We start from the raw sequence: 17,190 nt of genomic DNA, 5'->3' as shown, positions 1-17,190 counted from the left end.
CAGCGTTCTCGACGTGGGCAACCGCGATGATCCGGTCGAGCCCGGATGCTGAAGCGTGCCGCAGCAACCGTGCTCCACGAGGGGACGCCGGTCGGGGTTCAGGAGCTGCACGCTCGCCGCTTCGCAGCTCGAAGGACCGTCGAGAGCGGCTCATGGCTTGCCCTCGCGCATCAGGGCCACGGGCTCGGGACTGAGATGCGGGCGGCGCTGCTGCTGTTCTCGTTCGACCATTTGGGAGCTGAGTGGGCGGAGTCGAGCGCAGTCGCTTGGAACGAGCCATCCCTTCGGGTGTCCGCGAAGCTCGGTTACGAGGTCAACGGTGTCACTCGTGCCCAGACTCGCGCCGATGAGGTCGTTGACGAGGTCAGGGTGCGCTTGAGGCGGGAGGACTTCGCTCGGCCGAGCTGGAGCCTGATGACTGAAGGGGTCGAAGCAGCGACCGAGTTCTTGATGTAGTCGAGCAGGCGAGGACACAGCCGCCCGGTAGCCGGTGCTTCACCGCTACACCCCAATTGTGACCTTCGACGCCTTCCGTTGCCTACTGCCGCCTGACCAGGGGTATTCCCGTATACCTGTCCCGCTAAAATGCCCGGTGAAGGGGCGCCAAACGCTACACGCCACCCCGGGCGACGAAGGCCAAGGAACCCGCGCCAACATCCTTCTCGACCCCGGCACCGCTGCGACGGTCACGGACGCCCCCGACGACAACCTCGAGCACGAGGACCGGAACTCCGTAGCCGAGATCACGGTGCGTCCGGACGGTGGCTGAGCCTCGCCCGTGACTCGGCCGTGTACCGACCGGAGGCGCGGTGCCAGCTGGCACCGCGCCTCCCGTCCGGGGTCGGGTCGCGTCAGCTCGCGGTGTCCTCGAGCGCGTCGAGCGCGGCTACGTCCTCGGCGGCGAGCACGAAGTCGACGTCGGCGTTCTCGGCGATGCGCGACGGGGTGGTGGACTTCGGCAGCGGCAGGACGTCCTTCTCGAGCAGGTACCGGATCGCGACCTGGGCGACGGTCTTGTCGTACTTCGCCGCGATCTCGGCGATCTGCTCGTTCTCGAGCAGGCCTCCGGTGGCGAGCGGGGAGTAGCCCTCGGTCAGGATGTCGTGCTCGCGGTCGAAGGCGGTCGTCTCGTCCTGGGTGTTGCCGATGAACCAGCGGATCTGGTTGGCGTGCGGGACGACGTCCGTGCGGCCGAGCAGGTCCTCGAGGTCGGCGACGGCGAAGTTCGAGACTCCGATGCTCTTGGTGCGGCCGGCGTCGTAGAGCTCCTCGAAGACCTTCCACACCTCGACGTTGCCGTCTCGGTGGTCGGAGCCCATGTCGCTCCAGGGCCACGGCGCGTGGATCAGGTACAGGTCGACGTGTCCGAGGTCGAGGTTGCGGCTCGACTCCTCGAAGGCGTCGCGGGCGCCCGAAGCCGTCTTGATCTCGGCCGGCAGCTTCGTGGTGATGAAGAGTTCGTCGCGGGGGATGCCGCTGTCGCGGACGGCCTCGCCGACGCTCGCCTCGTTGCCGTAGGCCAGGGCGGTGTCGATGTGGCGGTAGCCGAGGTCGAGGGCGGTCTTCGTGGCGTCGTACGCGTCGGAGCCGGACGGGATCTGCCAGGTGCCGAAGCCGATCTTCGGGATGTGCAGACCGTTGGACATGGTGAACGTGTCGATGAGTGCGGGCATGCAGCGGACAGTACGCCGGTCGGGTTCAGCCACGGTCACGGTGCGGAACGCGGTGCCGCCGCGCGTCGCGCCCCTGTTCGGGCATCGCGCCCCGACTCACAGGGGCGCGATGCCTGCCAGGGGGCGCGAAGGGGGCCAGCGACGGACGGGAGGCCCGTGGCGGTGTCGCCACGGGCCTCCCGTCCGTCATGTGCTGTGGTTCAGCGCGCGGTGCGCGTGCCGATCCGCGGCAGGACGAAGCCGAGCACGATCATCGCGACGGCCAGGAAGGCGTGCAGCACGTTGTCCGCGCTGTTCAGCGGCACGAAGTTCGCGCCACCGGCCATGCCCGCGGTGAAGAGCCCGTAGACGAAGAGCACCGCGTAGACGATGCCGCCGGCGACGAGGTACAGGCGTGCGGAGGCTGCACGGCGGGCGGCGAGCAGCCCGACGACGCCGAAGAGCAGGTGCACGATGTTGTGCAGGACGGACACCTGGAACAGGCCCAGGAGCAGGGCCATGGAGCCGTGGCCGGCCATGGACATCGAGCCCATGTCCATGGTGAGTCCGGGGATGAACCCGGCGATGCCGACGATCAGGAAGACGACACCGAAGACGAACGCGCCCCGCTGGGTCCACGTCGAACCGGAGGTGGTGCGTGCGGTTGCTGCGCTGCTGGTCATGATCAGCCCTCTTTTCTGTACGCGCCGCAGTGTGCGGCACACATGACATTCGGAGCGCTTCCCCGGTCGGTTTGCAGGTCAGTGCTCAGCGATCACGGCGGCGGTCACCGCGGTGGTCAATCCGCGCACCAGCAACGCCCGCGATCGGGCGGTCGCGGTGCCGTCCGGATCGCTCCACGCGGCGCGGGCGAGTCCGTCCACCAGGGTGATCACGGCATCGGCCACGACGGGCACCGGCTCGGACGGCGTCGCCCCGTGCCGCGCGGTCCAGCGCTCGATCCCGGCGACCACGCCGTCGCGCCAGAGCCTTCGTTCGGCGTCGAGCAGGTCCCCGTCGCCGTCCGGGGCGAGGGCCGTCGCGCTGAGGGCTTCGAGCACCCGGAACCGCTCGGGTTCGCGCCGCACGAGGTCGAGGTACGCGGATATCCCCGCCTCGAGCGCGGAGGCGAGGTCGTCGTGCTCGTCGGCGGCCGCGAGCACCGGCGGCAGGACCGCACGTGCCTGCCGTTCGAGCAGCGCGACGACCAGGTTGCGCCGCGCACCGAAGACGTAGTGCACGACACCGTGGGCGACGCCGGCTCGGGCGGCGACGGCCCGGGTGGTGAGGCCGCGCAGGCCGTCGTCCCGCACGACCAGGGCCGCGGCGTCGAGCAGCTCCGCACGGCGGTCCTGTCGGCTGCGGTACCCGCGCGACTGCTGGTCCTCGGTCATCACAGGAAGCGTACGGGGCGCGTGCAGGACCGACCGTGAAGATGAAGTCGGCCACGTGGCCAAATCAACGAGCACCCGAGGAGTCAGCATGGAGACCGTCGTCCGAGCAGCAGGACCCGCCGAGCTCGAGGCGGCCGCGGCCGTCCTCGCCGAGGCCTTCGCCGACGATCCGGTGCTCGCCGAGTTCCGGCCGCCGCGATCCGGTGAGGACCGCTCCGCCGTGCTGACCGGGCTGTTCGCCGCGCTCATCCGGTCGGTGCCGATGCCCGCACGTCGGGTGGACGTCGCCGCGATCGGTGACCGCGTGGTCGGTGCCGCCTTCTGGCAGGCACCCGGTCGGCAGCCCGGTGGCGTCCGGGCCTTCGTGCGGCAGGTGCCGGCGTTCCTCCGGACCCTGGGGCTCGGCGGGGCGCTCCGCGCGGTGGCCCACTTGCGCCGCATGGAGCGCGCCCGACCGGTCACCCCGCACTGGTACCTCGCCGAGATCGGGGTGTCGGCGTCAGCACGTGGTCGGGGCATCGGCGGACTGCTGCTCGGCCACGCACTCGAGCGCGCGGACCGGACGTCGGACGGCGCGTACCTGGAGTCCTCCACCCCGGTGAACCGCCGGCTGTACCGACGGCACGGGTTCGCGGACGGCGCGCCGATCGCGGGGTTCCGCGCGGCGACCCCGATCAGCATGTGGCGTCCGGCCGCCGGCTGACCCGACGCCGGGGGACACCGACCCTGTACCGGCGTGCACGAGCGCTGCCTACCGTCCATGGCACACCACGACGAGAGGAAACACCATGGCAAGTGGAGTCGCAGCAGTCTGGGTCCCGGTCAGCGACATGGAGCGCGCCGTCGCGTTCTACCGCGACACGCTCGGTCTCACCGTCAAGGACCAGTCCGACGACTGGAGCGAGATCGACGCCGGCGGCCTGATGATCGGCCTGAACGGGCGCGAGTCCGCCAGCCAGGCGAGCGACGGCGGCGCCGTCGTGTCGTTCCAGCCGGACGGCAGCATCGAGGACGAGGTCGCCGCGCTCAAGGAGCGCGGCGCGGACATCCAGGGCGAGATCAGCGAGCACCCGTGGGGCAAGATCATCCCCTTCAAGGACAGCGAGGGCAACGACCTGCAGCTCTACTCGCCGCCGCAGGGCTGACCCGGCCGGGTGCAGGACGCACCCACGGACGGACGGGAGGCCCGTGGCGACGCCGCCACGGGCCTCCAGTCCGTCCTGCGGCCGGCTACGCGGACCCGCGCCAGACGACCTCCGTCGGCAACAGCAGACCACGTGGACCGTCGTCCGTGCCGCCGATCTGCTCGAGGACCTGGTGTGCCGCCTGCTCGCCAAGCAGGCGCGCCGGCTGCCGCACCGTCGACAGCTGCGGGTCGCACCGCAGTGCCCAGGCGCTGTCGTCGAACCCGACCACACCGACGTCCGACGGCACGCTCCGGCCGCTGCGCTGCAGGACGTCCATCGCACCGGCGGCGACCGCGTCCGACGCGGCGAACACCCCGTCGATGTCCGGGGCTCGCTCGAGCAGCTCGCGCATGCCCTCGGCGCCGGCGGTGTAGCTGAACAGGGGGTTCCGGGCGACGAGGTCGGGGTCGAAGCGCTCGCCGAGTGCCGCGGTGAACCCCGCCAGGCGGTCCTGCCCGGAGTCGCGGTCGAGCCCCGACGCCAGCATCCCGATCCGGCGTCGACCGGTGTCGACCAGCCGTCGGGTGATCTGCTCGGCGGCGGCGCGATTGTCGATGCCGATGTACGAGATGTTCGCGGCGTCGGACGGGTGCCCGACGAAGCACGCGGGCATGCCGATCTCCTCGATCGCGCCGGTGATCGGGTCGCCGTCGCGGGCGGACAGCACGATGGCGCCGTCGACGAACCCGCCGCGCAGGTACTCGACCACGCGCTCGCTGTCGCGGGCGGAGTCGACCATGATCGTGACGAGCTGCTGGTCGGCGTCGGACAGGACGGCGTTCGTGCCGATCAGGATGTTGCCGATGTTGGGGTCGTCGAGCACCACGACCGAGGGTTCGTGGACGATGAGCGCGATCGCCCCGGAACGCCGAGTGACCAGGCTGCGGGCGGCGGCGCTGCGCACGTAGCCGACGCGTCGGACGGCGTCCTGCACGGCCTCGCGCGCCTTCGGGGACACGTACGGCTCGTCGTTGAGCACGCGTGAGACGGTGCCGCGCGACATCCCCGCTTCGTCGGCGACGTCCTGGATCGTGGCGCGCTGACGAGCGGATCGGACCTCGGACATGGGGCAACCATATCCGCCGCTGAGGAGCCCTCGGAACGCCTCGCAGTTGACAGGGTCCAGCCGCTGGTGTTTGATCTGGGAGCGCTCCCAGAAACATCCGGCCCCGATCGGCCGGTGCGGACTGGGAGCGCTCCCAGAACACTGGGTGGCCTTCGCCGTCGAAGGGGTCGCACGCGACCGAGGCGGCCGGGGTCGCTCCGATCAGCGAGGATCCCCGTGACGACCACCACCCTGCCGACGACCGCCACCGGCGCGCTCGGCCTCGGCTCGACGGGCCTCGCGTTCGGGTGCGACTACAACCCCGAGCAGTGGGACCCCGAGGTGTGGGTCGAGGACGTCCGGCTCATGCGTGAGGCCGGCGTGAACCTCGTCGCGATCAACGTCTTCGGCTGGTCGCACGTCGAACCCCGCCAGGGCGAGTACGACTTCGCCGCGCTCGACACCGTCATCGAGCTGCTGCACGGCGCGGGCATCGGGGTCGACCTCGGCACCGGCACCGCATCGACCCCGCCGTGGCTCACCACCCGGTACCCCGAGGTCCTGCCCGTCGTCGCCGACGGCACCACCCGCTGGCCCGGTGGCCGCCAGGCGTTCTGCCCGAGCTCGCCGATCTACCGCGAGCACGCCCTCGCCCTGGTCCGCGCCACCGCCGAGCGCTACGGCGACCACCCCGCCGTGCGGCTCTGGCACGTGTCGAACGAGCTCGGCTGCCACAACGCACACTGCTACTGCGACGTCTCCGCCCAGGCGTTCCGCGGCTGGCTGCAGGCCCGGTACGGCACGGTCGACGCACTCAACGCCGCCTGGGGCACCTCGTTCTGGAGCCAGCGGTACTCCGCGTGGGAGCAGGTGCTGCCGCCCCGCGCGACGCTGTCGTTCACGAACCCGGCGCAGACCATCGACTTCGACCGGTTCTCGTCCGACGAGCTCCTCGGCCACCACCGCGCCGAGGCCGCCGTCCTGCGCGAGCTGAGCGACAAGCCCGTCACGACGAACTTCATGGTCGCCGCGCACATCACGGCGCTCGACTACTGGTCGTGGGCCGGCGACATGGACGTCATCGCGAACGACCACTACCTCGACCACCGCCTACCCCGGCCGCACGTCGAGCTCGCCTTCGCCGCCGACACCACGCGTGGCCTGGCCGGCGGCGCCCCCTGGCTGCTCATGGAGCACTCGACGGGTGCCGTCAACTGGCAGCCGCACAACGTCGCGAAGGCCCCGGGGGAGATGCTCCGGAACACCGCGGCGCACATCGCCCGCGGCGCCGACGGGGTCTGCTTCTTCCAGTGGCGCGCGTCCGTGCAGGGCAGCGAGAAGTTCCACTCCGCGCTGCTGCCGCACGCCGGCACCGAGTCGGGGACCTGGCACGACGTGGTCGCGCTCGGCACCCTGGTCGAGCGGCTCGGCGAACTGCGCGGGTCACGCGTGGTCGCCGACGTCGCGCTCGTGTTCAGCTGGGAGAACCAGTGGGCGGCCGACCTGGAGGCCCACCCCAGCACCGCGCTCCGCTACCTGGAGCAGGTCCACGCCTTCCACGCCGCGCTCTGGGACCTCGGCGTGACCGTCGACGTCGTCGCCCCCGGGGCACCGCTCGACGGGTACGCGCTCGTCGTCGTCCCCGAGCTGTACCTGGTGCGCGACGAGCACGCGGCCGTCATCGCCGACCACGTCGCCGGCGGCGGGCACGCGATCGTCAGCTGCTTCAGCGGCATCGTCGACGAGCGCGACCGCGTCCGCACCGGCGGCTACCCGGGCGCCTTCCGTGACCTGCTCGGCGTGCGCGTGGACGAATTCCTCCCGCTCGCTGCCGACGCCACGATCGCGCTGTCCGACGGCACGACCGGCAGCGTCTGGTCGGAGCCGGTCGAGCTGCGCGGTGCGACGAGCGTCGTCGACTACGCCGAGGGCTCGCTCGCCGGCCGCCCGGCCGTCACCCGCAACGAGCACGGCGCCGGGACCGCCTGGTACACGTCGACGGTGCTCGACGCCGGTGCGCTGGGCGGCTTCGTCCACCGCGTCCTCGACGAGGCCGGGGTGCGCGCCGACCCCGCCGTCCGCCCCGGACTCGAGGTCGTGCGTCGCCGGGACGACACCCACGAGTGGGTCTTCCTGCTGAACCACTCCGACCGCACCGTGGAGCACCACGAGGCCGGCCACGAGCTCGTCGCCGACCGCCCCGTCACCGGGACCACCGCCATCGCCCCCGGCGGGACCCAGATCATCCGCACCGACAGGAACCGCTCATGACCACCACCGCACAGTCGCCCAGCGCGACCCGACGACGCCGGGGCGGCGGGTTCCGCTACCGCCGCGCCATCGCGATCTTCGTCCTGCCGTTCGCCGTCCTGTTCACGGCGTTCTACCTGGTCCCCATCCTCTACGCCGTGTGGGAGTCGCTGCAGAAGATCGAGCGGCAGGGCACGTTCGGCGCCCCGACGCAGGTCTTCGGCGGTCTGAGCCAGTACGCCCTGGTGTTCCAGGACGGCGAGTTCTGGAGCTCCGTGCTCCGCGTGCTGCTGTTCGGTGTCGTGCAGGTGCCGGTGATGCTCGGGCTCGCGCTGCTGTTCGCCCTGCTGCTCGACTCCCCGCTGCTGCGCGGCAAGCGGTTCTTCCGCCTGGCGTTCTTCGCGCCGTACGCGGTGCCCGGCGTCATCGCCGCGATCATGTGGGGCTACCTCTACGCCCCCGACCTGTCGCCGTTCTCCGCGGTGACCTCGCGGGTCGACCTGCTCGGCGGCAGCACCGTGCTGTGGGCCGTCGCCAACGTCGTGACCTGGGTCTACGTCGGCTACAACATGCTCATCATCTACTCGTCGCTGCTCGCGATCCCCGCCGAGGTGTACGAGGCGGCGAAGCTCGACGGTGCGTCCCAGCTCCGGATCGCCCTGTCGATCAAGATCCCGCTCGTCGTACCGGCCATCGTCCTCACCGCGGTGTTCTCCGTCATCGGCACCCTGCAGCTGCTGACCGAGCCGACCGTGTTCCGCCAGTTCACCTCGACCATCTCGTCGACGTTCACGCCGAACATGCTCGTCTACTCGACCTCCTCGGTGCCGAACTTCAACCTCGCCGCGGCGTTCTCGGTCGTCCTCGCCGTCGCCACGTTCGTCCTGTCGATCGGGTTCCTCCGACTGACCCAGCGGAAGGCCGCCGAATGACCGTCAACGCCCCGTCCCAAGGTGACCTCGTCCGCGACGTCGGCCGACCGCTCGAGCCGAACCGGGCCTCCCGTCCGCACCAGCGCGGAGCGCGCGGTCCCCGTGAGAGCGTCATCTCGCGCAGCGCCGCGATGATCGTGATGGGGGTCTTCACCCTCTACTTCCTGCTGCCGATCTTCTGGCTGCTGGTCTCGTCCACCAAGACCGCCGCGAACTTCAACTCGACGTTCTCCCTGTGGTTCAGTGCCACCTCGGTGCAGGACTTCTTCGGCAACCTCGTCGAGCTGTTCACGCGGCAGGACGGCATCTACCTGCGCTGGCTGCTGAACAGCATCGCCTACGCCGGGGTCGCCGGGCTGCTCGGCACCGTGCTCTCCGCGATGTGCGGGTACGCCCTGGCCAAGTACCGGTTCCGCGGCCGCGAGGTGCTGTTCAACGTGTTCCTCGGCGGCGTGCTCGTGCCGGCGACCGCCCTGGCCCTGCCGCTGTTCCTCATCTTCAGCCAGGTCGACCTGACCGACACGTTCTGGTCGGTGTTCCTGCCGAGCATCGTCAGCCCGTTCGGCGTCTACCTGTCGCGGCTGTTCGCGGCGTCGAGCGTGCCGGACGAGATCGTCGAAGCGGCCCGCATCGACGGCTCCGGCGAGGTCCGGACGTTCTTCACCGTGGCCGTGCGGCTCATGTCGCCCGCGCTCGTGACGATCTTCCTGTTCCAGTTCGTCGCCGTGTGGAACAACTTCTTCCTGCCGCTCGTGATGCTCCGCGACTCGTCGCTGTTCCCCGTCACCCTCGGCCTCTACACGTGGAACTCGAGCGTGAACCAGTACCCGGACCTGCGCACCCTCGTGCTCATCGGGTCGTTCGTCTCGATCATCCCGCTGCTCATCGCCTTCCTGAGCCTGCAGCGCTTCTGGCGCTCCGGCCTGGGTTCCGGCGGCCTGAAGTAGCCCCTCGACCCGCACCCCTTCCCGCACCAGCTCTCCCCACACCACATCCGAACGGAAACAGCATGAAGACAACGAAGTTCCTCAGCGTCGCCGCGATCGCCGTGGCCGCCACCGTGGCCCTCGCCGGCTGCAGCACCGGTGGCAGCAGCAGCGGCGGCGGTGGATCCGACACCGCGGCCGCGAGCTGCAAGCCCTCGGACGGCAAGGTCACCCTCGACTTCACGACCTGGGTGCCGAACATGGACAAGGTCGTCGCGATCTGGAACAAGGCCAACCCGGACATCCAGGTCAAGGTCTCGATCGTCGCGAACGGCAACAGCGGCACCTACCAGAACTTCTTCAACCAGCTGAAGGCCAAGCAGGCGCCGGACATCGGCCAGGTCGAGTACGACACGCTGCCGGCGTTCCGCGTGCAGGGCGGCCTCGAGGACATCGGCGCGTGCGCCGGCATCAGCGACGCGAAGAAGGACTTCTCCGACGGCCTGTGGAACCAGGTCACCTTCGGCGAAGGGAAGTCGGTCTACGCCGTGCCGCAGGACTCCGGTCCGATGGCGCTGTACTACCGCAAGGACCTGTTCGAGAAGGCCGGCCTCGACGCCCCGAAGACGTGGGAGGAGTACGCCGAGGACGCCGTGAAGATCAAGAAGCTCGGCGGCAACATCACCAACTTCGCCAAGGGTGACGTCAACCAGTTCGCCGGGCTCGTCTCGCAGGCCGGTGGCCAGTGGTTCGAGAACTCGGGCCAGGACTGGAAGGTCAACCTGGACGACGCCGCGTCGAAGAAGGTCGCCGACTACTGGCAGGACCTGATCGACAAGAAGCTCGTCAACACCCTGCCGAGCTTCACCGACCAGTGGAACAACGCCTACGACAACGGCAAGGACTGGACCTGGGTCTCCGCGGTCTGGGGTGCGAACACCATCTCGAGCGGTGCTCCGTCGACCTCGGGCAAGTGGGCCGTCGCTCCGATGCCGCAGTGGAAGTCCGGCGAGACCAAGTCGGCCGCCTGGGGCGGTTCGTCGAACGTCGTCTTCGCGGGCAGCAAGCACCCGGCCGAGGCGTCGAAGTTCCTGGTCTGGCTGAACACCTCGACCGAGGCGCTCTCCGCACTGAACAAGGAGGCCAACCTGTACCCGGCCTCGACCACCGGCGCCGACCTGCCGGCCCTGACCGAGGGGCTCGACTTCTACGGTGGCCAGAAGATCTACGAGGAGTTCGCGACCGCGGCGAAGGACATCCAGCCCTTCACCTGGGGTCCGACGATGACGCAGACCTACTCGGACGTGTCCGATGGCTTCGGGCAGGCGGCGTCCGGCTCGGGCACCCTGAGCGAGGCGCTCGAGGCCGGGCAGTCCAAGACCATCGCGGCGCTCAAGGCGCAGTCGATCCCGGTCAAGGGCTGACGGACGGCGGCTGACGTCGCGCGGTCCACGCGTTGACGACGGACAGGAGGCCCGTGGCGGGATCGCCACGGGCCTCCTGTCCGTCTCGGGTCGTTTCCAGCCCTACGCGACCGCGATCTCGTTGGGCACGCCCGGCAGCTCGTCGCTGGAGGCGATGACCTTGCCGGTGGTCAGGTCGACCGCGTGGACCTTCCGCTCGGCGGGGTCGGTGACGTAGGCGACGTCGCCGTCGACCTTCAGTGCGGGGTGGGCGTCCTGCCACTCGGCCGGGCCCTCCCACGGGTCGATCACCGGGTACGACTCGAGCTGCTCGCCGGTCGTCTCGTCGAAGGTGTGCAGCGCGCCGTCGGAGCCGAGCACCACGGCCTCGTCGCCGGGGCCACGGCCCAGGTCACGGAAGGTGAAGCCGACGTCGTCGGGCATGTCCGCGACCGTGTACTTCCCCGAGGCCGCGTCGATCAGGGCGAGCTGGTTGAGCAGGTAGCCCTCGCTGTCGGGGTCGTCGTTGTAGTCGCCGACCGCGACGGACGAGTCCTCGGTGGTGAACAGGTTGCCGGTGCGGCCGTACTCGGTCGGGGCGTCGATCTTCTCGAACGCGCCGTCCTGGTAGACCAGGGCGCCGTCGGTGCAGCCGAACACCGCGACCTCACCTCGCACCGCACCCTCGCCGTGCACGTCCGGGCACTCCTCGGACCGGGTGATCTCCGTGCCGTCGGCGTCCAGGGCGCGCACGCCGGAGCGGCTCTCCTCGGTGCCGATGGTCGTCAGGAGCGTGCCGTCCTCGAGCTCGATCGCGACGCCGTGGTGGGCGGCCTCGGACTTCGTCGTCTCGACCTCGGGCAGGTCGGCACCGTCGAGTTCGGTGTGGTCGAACGTCGTCACGTCCCCGGTGCCGTCGGCGAACAGAGCGGTGCGGTCACCGTGGACGACCGCGTGGCCGCCGGTGTCGGCGGGGAACACCGCGTCGGTCAGGGCGGGCTCGGCCTGGGTGTCGAGGACCCGGAAGCCCTCGGGCACGGTGACGAGCACGTGGCGTCCGTCGCCGGCGGGGTTGACCCGGGTGAAGCCGTCGATCGCGTCGTCGGCCACCACCTGCAGGTCCTGGTCGAGGACGAGCAGGCCGCCGTCGTAGGTCAGGGTGATGCGGGTCCCGTCGGCCTTCGGGGTCGCAGTGGTGTCGGACCCGGCGTCGGTGTTCGTGGCGCACCCGGTCAGGGCCAGGGCGGCCGCGCCGAGCAGGGCGGCGGGCCACGCGGCCCGGAGCGTCTTCGTGTTCGTCATATCGCTCACTGTATTGATTCTCATTCTCAATTACCAGTCGACAAGCCGTCGACGATGGCCTCGGTGTTCGAGCGCATCATGCCGAGGTAGGTGGAGGCGTCGCCGTCCGCGGTGAGGGACTCCGTCGCCAGCGGGCGGATCTCGACGTGCAGGTCGACCTCTTCCGCGAGCACCTCGGCCAGTCGCGCGGGCTGCGAGGCGTCGGCGAAGATCGTCCGGACCCCCGCCTCGTCGATCGCATCGGCCAGGTCGCGCAGGTCGGCGGCGCTCGGGGAGGCCAGCGTGGTCCCGCTCGGGATCACCGCCCCGACGACCCGGAACCCGTAGTGGTCGGCCAGGTACCCGAACACGTGGTGGTTCGTGACGAGCGCCCGGCGTTCCTCGGGCACGGTCCGGAACGCGGTCGTCATCGTGTTGTCCAGGTCGCGGAGCTCGTCCAGGTAGGCATCGGTGCCGGTCGGCTCGATGCCGGCGTCGCGCAGGTCCTGGTCGAGGGCCTCGACCACGTCGACCATCCGGGCGGGGTCGGTCCAGAAGTGCGGGTCGGGGCCGCTGTCGTCCTCGGTGGTCCACTCCAGCGGGTCGAACGCGTCCCCCGCGGTGGAGACCGGCACGCCGTCCTCGGCCGCCGCCGCGACGTGACGGGCGACCCCTTCTTCGAGCCCGAGCCCGTTCGCGACCACCAGGTCGGCGCTCCGCAGTCGTGCGGCTTCCTGCGCGGAGACCTCGAACGAGTGGGGGTCGGCGCCCGGGGGCATGAGGACCATGACGTAGGCCTGGTCCCCGACGACTTCGCTGACGACGTCGCCGAGGATGTTCGTCGTCACCGCGACGAGGGGGCGGTCGGAGCCGGCGGTGGTGCACCCCGTGGCGACGAGGGCGACGGCTGCGGCGACGAGGCCCGCGGTCAGGGCCCTGGTGCCGGTCACAGTCCGACCTCGGCGAAGGCGACGGGGGTGACGGGGAGCTCGATCGTGCGAGCGACCCGGGCGCCGTCGGCGAAGTCGATCTCGTGCACGGTGCCGTCCGCGGGGTCGGCCACGTAGGCACGCTGGGCGTCGAGCTGCAGCATCGGCGCGGGGTCGTCTGCGCCGGTGTCGATGAGCGCCGTCGTCGTGGCCACCTTCCCCGTCGAGGCGGTCACGACGACCACCCGCCCGGAGTCGTCCACCCCGACCACGTGCTCGTCCTCGTCGTCCACCGCGACCACGGCGCGCAGGGGCCGTTCGGTCGGCACGAGCCGCCAGGAGCCCTCTCGCACGTCGAGCAACCAGAACCCGGTGGTGCCGCCCAGCCCGGCCACGGTGGGCCGGCCGGCGCGGGCGGCGAAGGCCGTCGGACGCTCGGCGCCGTCGGGCAGGGCGACGAACGAGGCCTCGCCGGCGTCGTCCACCACGACCGCTCCGTCGGCGCAGCCCACGACGGCACCGGCGCGGGTGACGATCCCGCCGGCGGGGTCGGTGCAGGTCTGTACGGTGTCGGCGGTGTCGGCGGTGTCGGCGGCGTCGGTCGCCTCGCCGTCCGCGTCGAGCACGCGGACGGTGTCGCCGTCGGCCGCCACGAGCTGCTCGCCCATCGGCAGCAGGACGCTCGCGTCGATCCGTGCGGTCTCGTCGACCTCGCCCTGGCCCAGCGCCTCGCGGTCGAGCACGACGGCCTCGGCGCGGTCCGGCCAGGTGATCGTCGTCATGGTCTCGGACGAGTGCACCTCGATCCGGCCACCGCCGTCGATCGTGCCCACGACCCGCGGCTCGGCGGCGTAGTAGTGCGTGTGGTCGCCGTGGTCGACGGTCCAGGACCCGCCGTCGACGATCGTCGTGCGGTCGGCGTCGCTGGTCACGAGGAACCGGCCGTCGGTCGCCGAGTGCTCCGGTGCGTCCACGTCGTCGAGTTCGGTGCTCTCCTCGGTGAGCAGGTCGTGCAGCGCGGTCGCGCCGGTCGCCGACACGGCCAGGAGGCGCACCTGGGGTTCCTGGGACTCGCTCGCGCCCGCCACGTAGCCGTGGGGGCGGGCGGCGCCGGTCGAGCCGTCGGCCGACGGGGTGCCCGTGGAACAGGCGGTGACGGTGAGGGCCAGGCCGGTGGCGAGGCCGATGGTGGACAGGAGGCGCGCGGGGGCGCGGCTGGTGGTCGAGTGCTTCATGCTCCCTCTCGAGACGGTGCGGCGGATCGTGGTGCTGCCGGCGCGGCCGCGCGCGCCGGTGTGGGGATCGGGGTGCGCCGCAGGACGACGGCGGCCAGGGCGCGCGAGACCACGACGCCGCCGACGGCGACCGCGGCGATGCTCGCGCCGGCGGCGGTGCCGGCGTGCCAGGACACGAGCAGCCCGACGAGCACGGCGGCGGCACCGATGCCGGCGCCGAGGAGCATCGTCGAGGCCACGTGCCGGGTCCAGGCGCGGGCGGCGGCCGCCGGCGCGAGCAGCAGGCCCACGACGAGCAGGGTGCCGACGGCCCGGTACGAGGCGACGACCGCCAGGGTGACGAGCCCGATGAGCACGACCTCGGCCAGTCGTGGGTGCAGTCCGAGCGTCGTGGCCTTGCGGGTGTCGAACGCCAGTGCGGTGAAGGGTCGGTGGAACGCCACGGCGACGGCCAGGGCGACGGCCGCGGCGATCGCGAGGCCACCGACGTCCGCCCGGGTGACGGCGAGGACGTCGCCGAACAGGATCGCGGTGACGTCGGTGGCGAACGACCGCGAGGACGACACGATGATCACGCCGAGTGCGAGCATCCCGACGAAGAGCAGGCCGATCGAGGTGTCGTACGACAGTCGGGCACGACGACGCAGCGCCCCGACGCCGAGCACCATCACGCCCGCGCTCACCGCGGCACCGAGCACCGGCGGGATCCCGGTCAGGGTGGCGATCGCGACGCCGGGCAGCATGCCGTGCGAGAGCGCCTCGCCCAGGAACGCCATGCCCCGGACCAGCACCCACGTGCCGACCACGGCGCAGAGGACCGCCGCCAGGGAGCCGCCGACCAGGGCGCGCACCATGAAGTCGACGGAGAACGGATCGGTCAGCCAGGTCACGGTCCGAGACGCTACATGAAAACGAGTATCGATACTGATAGCGTGCTCAGGTGCCTGCGACCGAGCCGACCGACCCCGCCGAGCCCCGATCCGCCGTCCACCTGGACCGGGTGACGGCCGTCCTCGGCGACCGGACCGTCCTCGACATGCTCGACGTGACGTTCCCCGCCGGGGTCGTCACCGCGCTCACCGGGCCGAACGGCTCGGGCAAGTCGACGCTGCTCGACGTGGTCGCGGACGTCGTGCGGCCGACCGCCGGGCGGGTGACGGGCCTCCCGTCCGACGGCGTCGCCTACGTGACCCAGTCCGTGCCGCCGACCACGCTCCCGCTCACCGTCCGCGCGGCCGTCACGATGGGGCGGTGGCGGCACCGCGCGTGGTGGCGGCCGCTCGGACGCGCCGACCGGGCGATCGTCGACGCGCAGCTCGAGCGGATGGCGATCACGGACCTCGCCGACCGGCCGATCGAGGAACTGTCGGGCGGGCAGCGGCAGCGCACCCTCGTCGCGCTCGGGCTGGCCCAGCGGGGCGGGGTGCTGCTGGTCGACGAACCGACCGCCGGCGTGGATGCCGAGTCGGCGGCGCTCGTGGTGGCGGCGCTCGCCGACGAGGCCGCAGCCGGGGTCGTGGTCGTGCACGCGGCCCACGACCCGGTGGCGATCGCCGCAGCCGACCGCATCGTCACCCTGACCTGACCCTGCTTCCGTCGTGCCGATTCCGCAAAACACCGGTGTTCACCTGTCGAACCGCGGTTCTCGCGTGTTCAGAGCACGAACACCGGTGTTTTGCGGGCCCCGGAACGGCGGTCAGGGGCAGGCGACGGCCACCGGGCCGGTCGGCGTCGGGTCGGCCGCGACCGGCTCGACCACCGGCACGGCGCTCGACTTCCGCAGCCCCATCGCGACGAGCACCACGGCACCGACGATCGCGACCCCGCCGGCCAGCCAGAAGTCAGCAGCCAGACCGAACGATGACACCGCGGCACCACCGAGCACCGAACCGGCGGCGATCGCGAGCTGGATCGTCGTGACGAAGAGCGCGAGCCCGGTCTCGGACCCAGCTGGCGACGCCGTCGACATCCACGTCTGCATCCCGAGCGGCAGCGCACCCCACACCAGGCCCCACACGACGAGCAGCACGAAGACCCCCACGACGGAGTGGGCGAGCAGCGGCAGCAGCACGACGGCCGCCGCGAGCACGAACTTCGACGCCCCGATGGTGCCGAGGACACTGCGGTCGAGCGTGAAGCCCGCGGCGAAGTTCCCGACGATGCCCGCAACGCCGAACACCAGCAGCGCGATCGTCACGGTGTCCGGGCCGACGCCGACGAGCTGCTGCAGGTACGGCGCGATGTAGGTGTACGCGGCGAACTGGGCCGCGAAGACGAAGGCTGCGGCGATGAGCCCGACCCGGGCACGGGGCACGCGGAGCAGCGCACCGAGCGTGGCGAACCGCACCCGCTGCTGCGCGGGGATCCTCGGCAGCATCGCCAGCTGCAGGACGAGCGCGACGACACCGAGCGCCCCACCGATCACGAAGCCGAGGCGCCAGCTGGCGAGCGACGACACCAGGGCGCCGAGCGGCAGGCTCACGACGGTCGCGACGGAGACGCCGGCCGTGATGAGCGAGGTCGCGCGGATCGTCAGCTCTGGCCGGACGAGTCGCCCGGCGATCCCGGCGCCGATGGCCCAGAAACCCCCGATGCCGACACCGAGCAGCATCCGTGCGATGAGCAGCACCCAGAACGACGGCGCGATCGCGGCGAGGCCGTCGGCGATGACGAGCAGCACGGTCAGGGACACGAGCACCACCCGGCGGTCGAGCCGCGAGGTCAGGACGGTGACGACCGGTGCGGCGACGGCTCCGACCAGTCCGGTGGCGACGACCATCAGGCCGGCGGTGCCGATGCCGACGTCCAGGTCGTCGGCGATGGCGGGGAGCAGTCCGATGGGCAGGAACTCGGACAGGACGAGCACGAACGACCCGAGTGCGACGGACGTGACGCTGAGCCACCCGCGGCGCGCTGCTGACGATGTCATGGGGGCGTCAAGCGGGTTCCGACGGCC

General features: G+C 71.3%; 17 protein-coding genes. 8 read left to right on the top strand and 9 right to left on the bottom strand.

Features of this window, described 5'->3' with window-relative positions; genetic code table 11:
* The first annotated feature begins 45 nt into the window (after positions 1-45).
* The gene (locus HP445_RS12140) at positions 46-456 is read left to right on the top strand and encodes a GNAT family N-acetyltransferase (protein ID WP_128780226.1); all 411 of its coding nucleotides are present in this window, start codon (positions 46-48) and stop codon (positions 454-456) included.
* A 395-nt stretch (positions 457-851) separates the two neighbouring features.
* On the opposite strand, the gene HP445_RS12135 is transcribed toward HP445_RS12140, so the two are convergent.
* The 3 genes from HP445_RS12135 to HP445_RS12125 all read right to left on the bottom strand — a co-directional run bounded on the left by HP445_RS12135 (position 852) and on the right by HP445_RS12125 (position 3,046).
* The gene (locus HP445_RS12135; protein WP_128780225.1) at positions 852-1,673 is read right to left on the bottom strand and encodes an aldo/keto reductase; all 822 of its coding nucleotides are present in this window, start codon (positions 1,671-1,673) and stop codon (positions 852-854) included.
* 200 nt (positions 1,674-1,873) lie between these two features.
* Complete coding sequence (locus HP445_RS12130) at positions 1,874-2,335, bottom strand: DUF4383 domain-containing protein (protein ID WP_128780224.1); 462 nt, start codon at positions 2,333-2,335, stop codon at positions 1,874-1,876.
* A 78-nt stretch (positions 2,336-2,413) separates the two neighbouring features.
* On the bottom strand, positions 2,414-3,046 hold the full coding sequence (locus tag HP445_RS12125; RefSeq protein WP_164941147.1) for a TetR family transcriptional regulator: 633 nt from the start codon (positions 3,044-3,046) through the stop codon (positions 2,414-2,416).
* Between the two features lie 88 nt (positions 3,047-3,134).
* Here HP445_RS12125 and HP445_RS12120 point away from each other — a divergent pair, with 88 nt between their 5' ends.
* Both HP445_RS12120 and HP445_RS12115 read left to right on the top strand, forming a co-directional pair.
* Positions 3,135-3,749, top strand: coding sequence for a GNAT family N-acetyltransferase (locus HP445_RS12120; RefSeq protein ID WP_128780222.1), 615 nt, complete (start codon positions 3,135-3,137; stop codon positions 3,747-3,749).
* An 85-nt stretch (positions 3,750-3,834) separates the two neighbouring features.
* Positions 3,835-4,191 carry a VOC family protein gene (locus HP445_RS12115; protein WP_027467232.1) on the top strand — a complete coding sequence of 119 codons (357 nt, stop codon included), beginning with the start codon at positions 3,835-3,837 and terminating at the stop codon, positions 4,189-4,191.
* 85 nt (positions 4,192-4,276) lie between these two features.
* Here HP445_RS12115 and HP445_RS12110 read toward each other — a convergent pair whose 3' ends face one another.
* A complete protein-coding gene (locus HP445_RS12110; RefSeq protein WP_071251736.1) occupies positions 4,277-5,299 on the bottom strand; it encodes a LacI family DNA-binding transcriptional regulator in 1,023 nt (340 codons plus the stop codon).
* Positions 5,300-5,515: 216 nt separating this feature from the next.
* Here HP445_RS12110 and HP445_RS12105 point away from each other — a divergent pair, with 216 nt between their 5' ends.
* From HP445_RS12105 to HP445_RS12090, 4 genes are all read left to right on the top strand, one after another.
* Complete coding sequence (locus HP445_RS12105) at positions 5,516-7,549, top strand: beta-galactosidase (protein ID WP_128780221.1); 2,034 nt, start codon at positions 5,516-5,518, stop codon at positions 7,547-7,549.
* Complete coding sequence (locus tag HP445_RS12100; protein WP_027467229.1) at positions 7,546-8,460, top strand: carbohydrate ABC transporter permease; 915 nt, start codon at positions 7,546-7,548, stop codon at positions 8,458-8,460. The genes HP445_RS12105 and HP445_RS12100 overlap by 4 nt, the downstream gene beginning before the upstream one ends.
* Positions 8,457-9,407, top strand: coding sequence for a carbohydrate ABC transporter permease (locus tag HP445_RS12095; RefSeq protein ID WP_217499912.1), 951 nt, complete (start codon positions 8,457-8,459; stop codon positions 9,405-9,407). Before HP445_RS12100 ends, HP445_RS12095 begins: the two co-directional genes overlap by 4 nt.
* A 62-nt stretch (positions 9,408-9,469) precedes the next feature.
* Positions 9,470-10,810, top strand: a complete 1,341-nt coding sequence (locus tag HP445_RS12090; protein WP_128780220.1) for an ABC transporter substrate-binding protein — start codon at positions 9,470-9,472, stop codon at positions 10,808-10,810.
* Positions 10,811-10,912: 102 nt separating this feature from the next.
* Here HP445_RS12090 and HP445_RS12085 read toward each other — a convergent pair whose 3' ends face one another.
* The 4 genes from HP445_RS12085 to aztB are packed head-to-tail and all read right to left on the bottom strand — an operon-like array spanning position 10,913 to position 15,124.
* Positions 10,913-12,091, bottom strand: a complete 1,179-nt coding sequence (locus HP445_RS12085; RefSeq protein WP_128780219.1) for a hypothetical protein — start codon at positions 12,089-12,091, stop codon at positions 10,913-10,915.
* A 26-nt stretch (positions 12,092-12,117) separates the two neighbouring features.
* On the bottom strand, positions 12,118-13,020 hold the full coding sequence (locus tag HP445_RS12080) for a metal ABC transporter substrate-binding protein (protein WP_241660387.1): 903 nt from the start codon (positions 13,018-13,020) through the stop codon (positions 12,118-12,120).
* Positions 13,017-14,234, bottom strand: coding sequence for a YncE family protein (locus HP445_RS12075; protein WP_128780218.1), 1,218 nt, complete (start codon positions 14,232-14,234; stop codon positions 13,017-13,019). The genes HP445_RS12080 and HP445_RS12075 overlap by 4 nt, the downstream gene beginning before the upstream one ends.
* Positions 14,231-15,124, bottom strand: a complete 894-nt coding sequence (gene aztB, locus HP445_RS12070; RefSeq protein ID WP_111039703.1) for a zinc ABC transporter permease AztB — start codon at positions 15,122-15,124, stop codon at positions 14,231-14,233. Before aztB ends, HP445_RS12075 begins: the two co-directional genes overlap by 4 nt.
* A 50-nt stretch (positions 15,125-15,174) precedes the next feature.
* Between aztB and HP445_RS12065 the strand changes: the two genes are divergently transcribed.
* Complete coding sequence (locus HP445_RS12065; protein WP_241660386.1) at positions 15,175-15,819, top strand: ATP-binding cassette domain-containing protein; 645 nt, start codon at positions 15,175-15,177, stop codon at positions 15,817-15,819.
* Between the two features lie 111 nt (positions 15,820-15,930).
* On the opposite strand, the gene HP445_RS12060 is transcribed toward HP445_RS12065, so the two are convergent.
* Positions 15,931-17,163, bottom strand: a complete 1,233-nt coding sequence (locus tag HP445_RS12060) for an MFS transporter (RefSeq protein WP_128780217.1) — start codon at positions 17,161-17,163, stop codon at positions 15,931-15,933.
* Positions 17,164-17,190: the final 27 nt, after the last annotated feature.

This window comes from Curtobacterium flaccumfaciens (genome assembly GCF_013359815.1).
Lineage (GTDB): Bacteria > Actinomycetota > Actinomycetes > Actinomycetales > Microbacteriaceae > Curtobacterium > Curtobacterium flaccumfaciens.
Note: the sequence above shows the minus strand (reverse complement) of the source record. Positions and strands in the feature narration are given on the sequence as shown.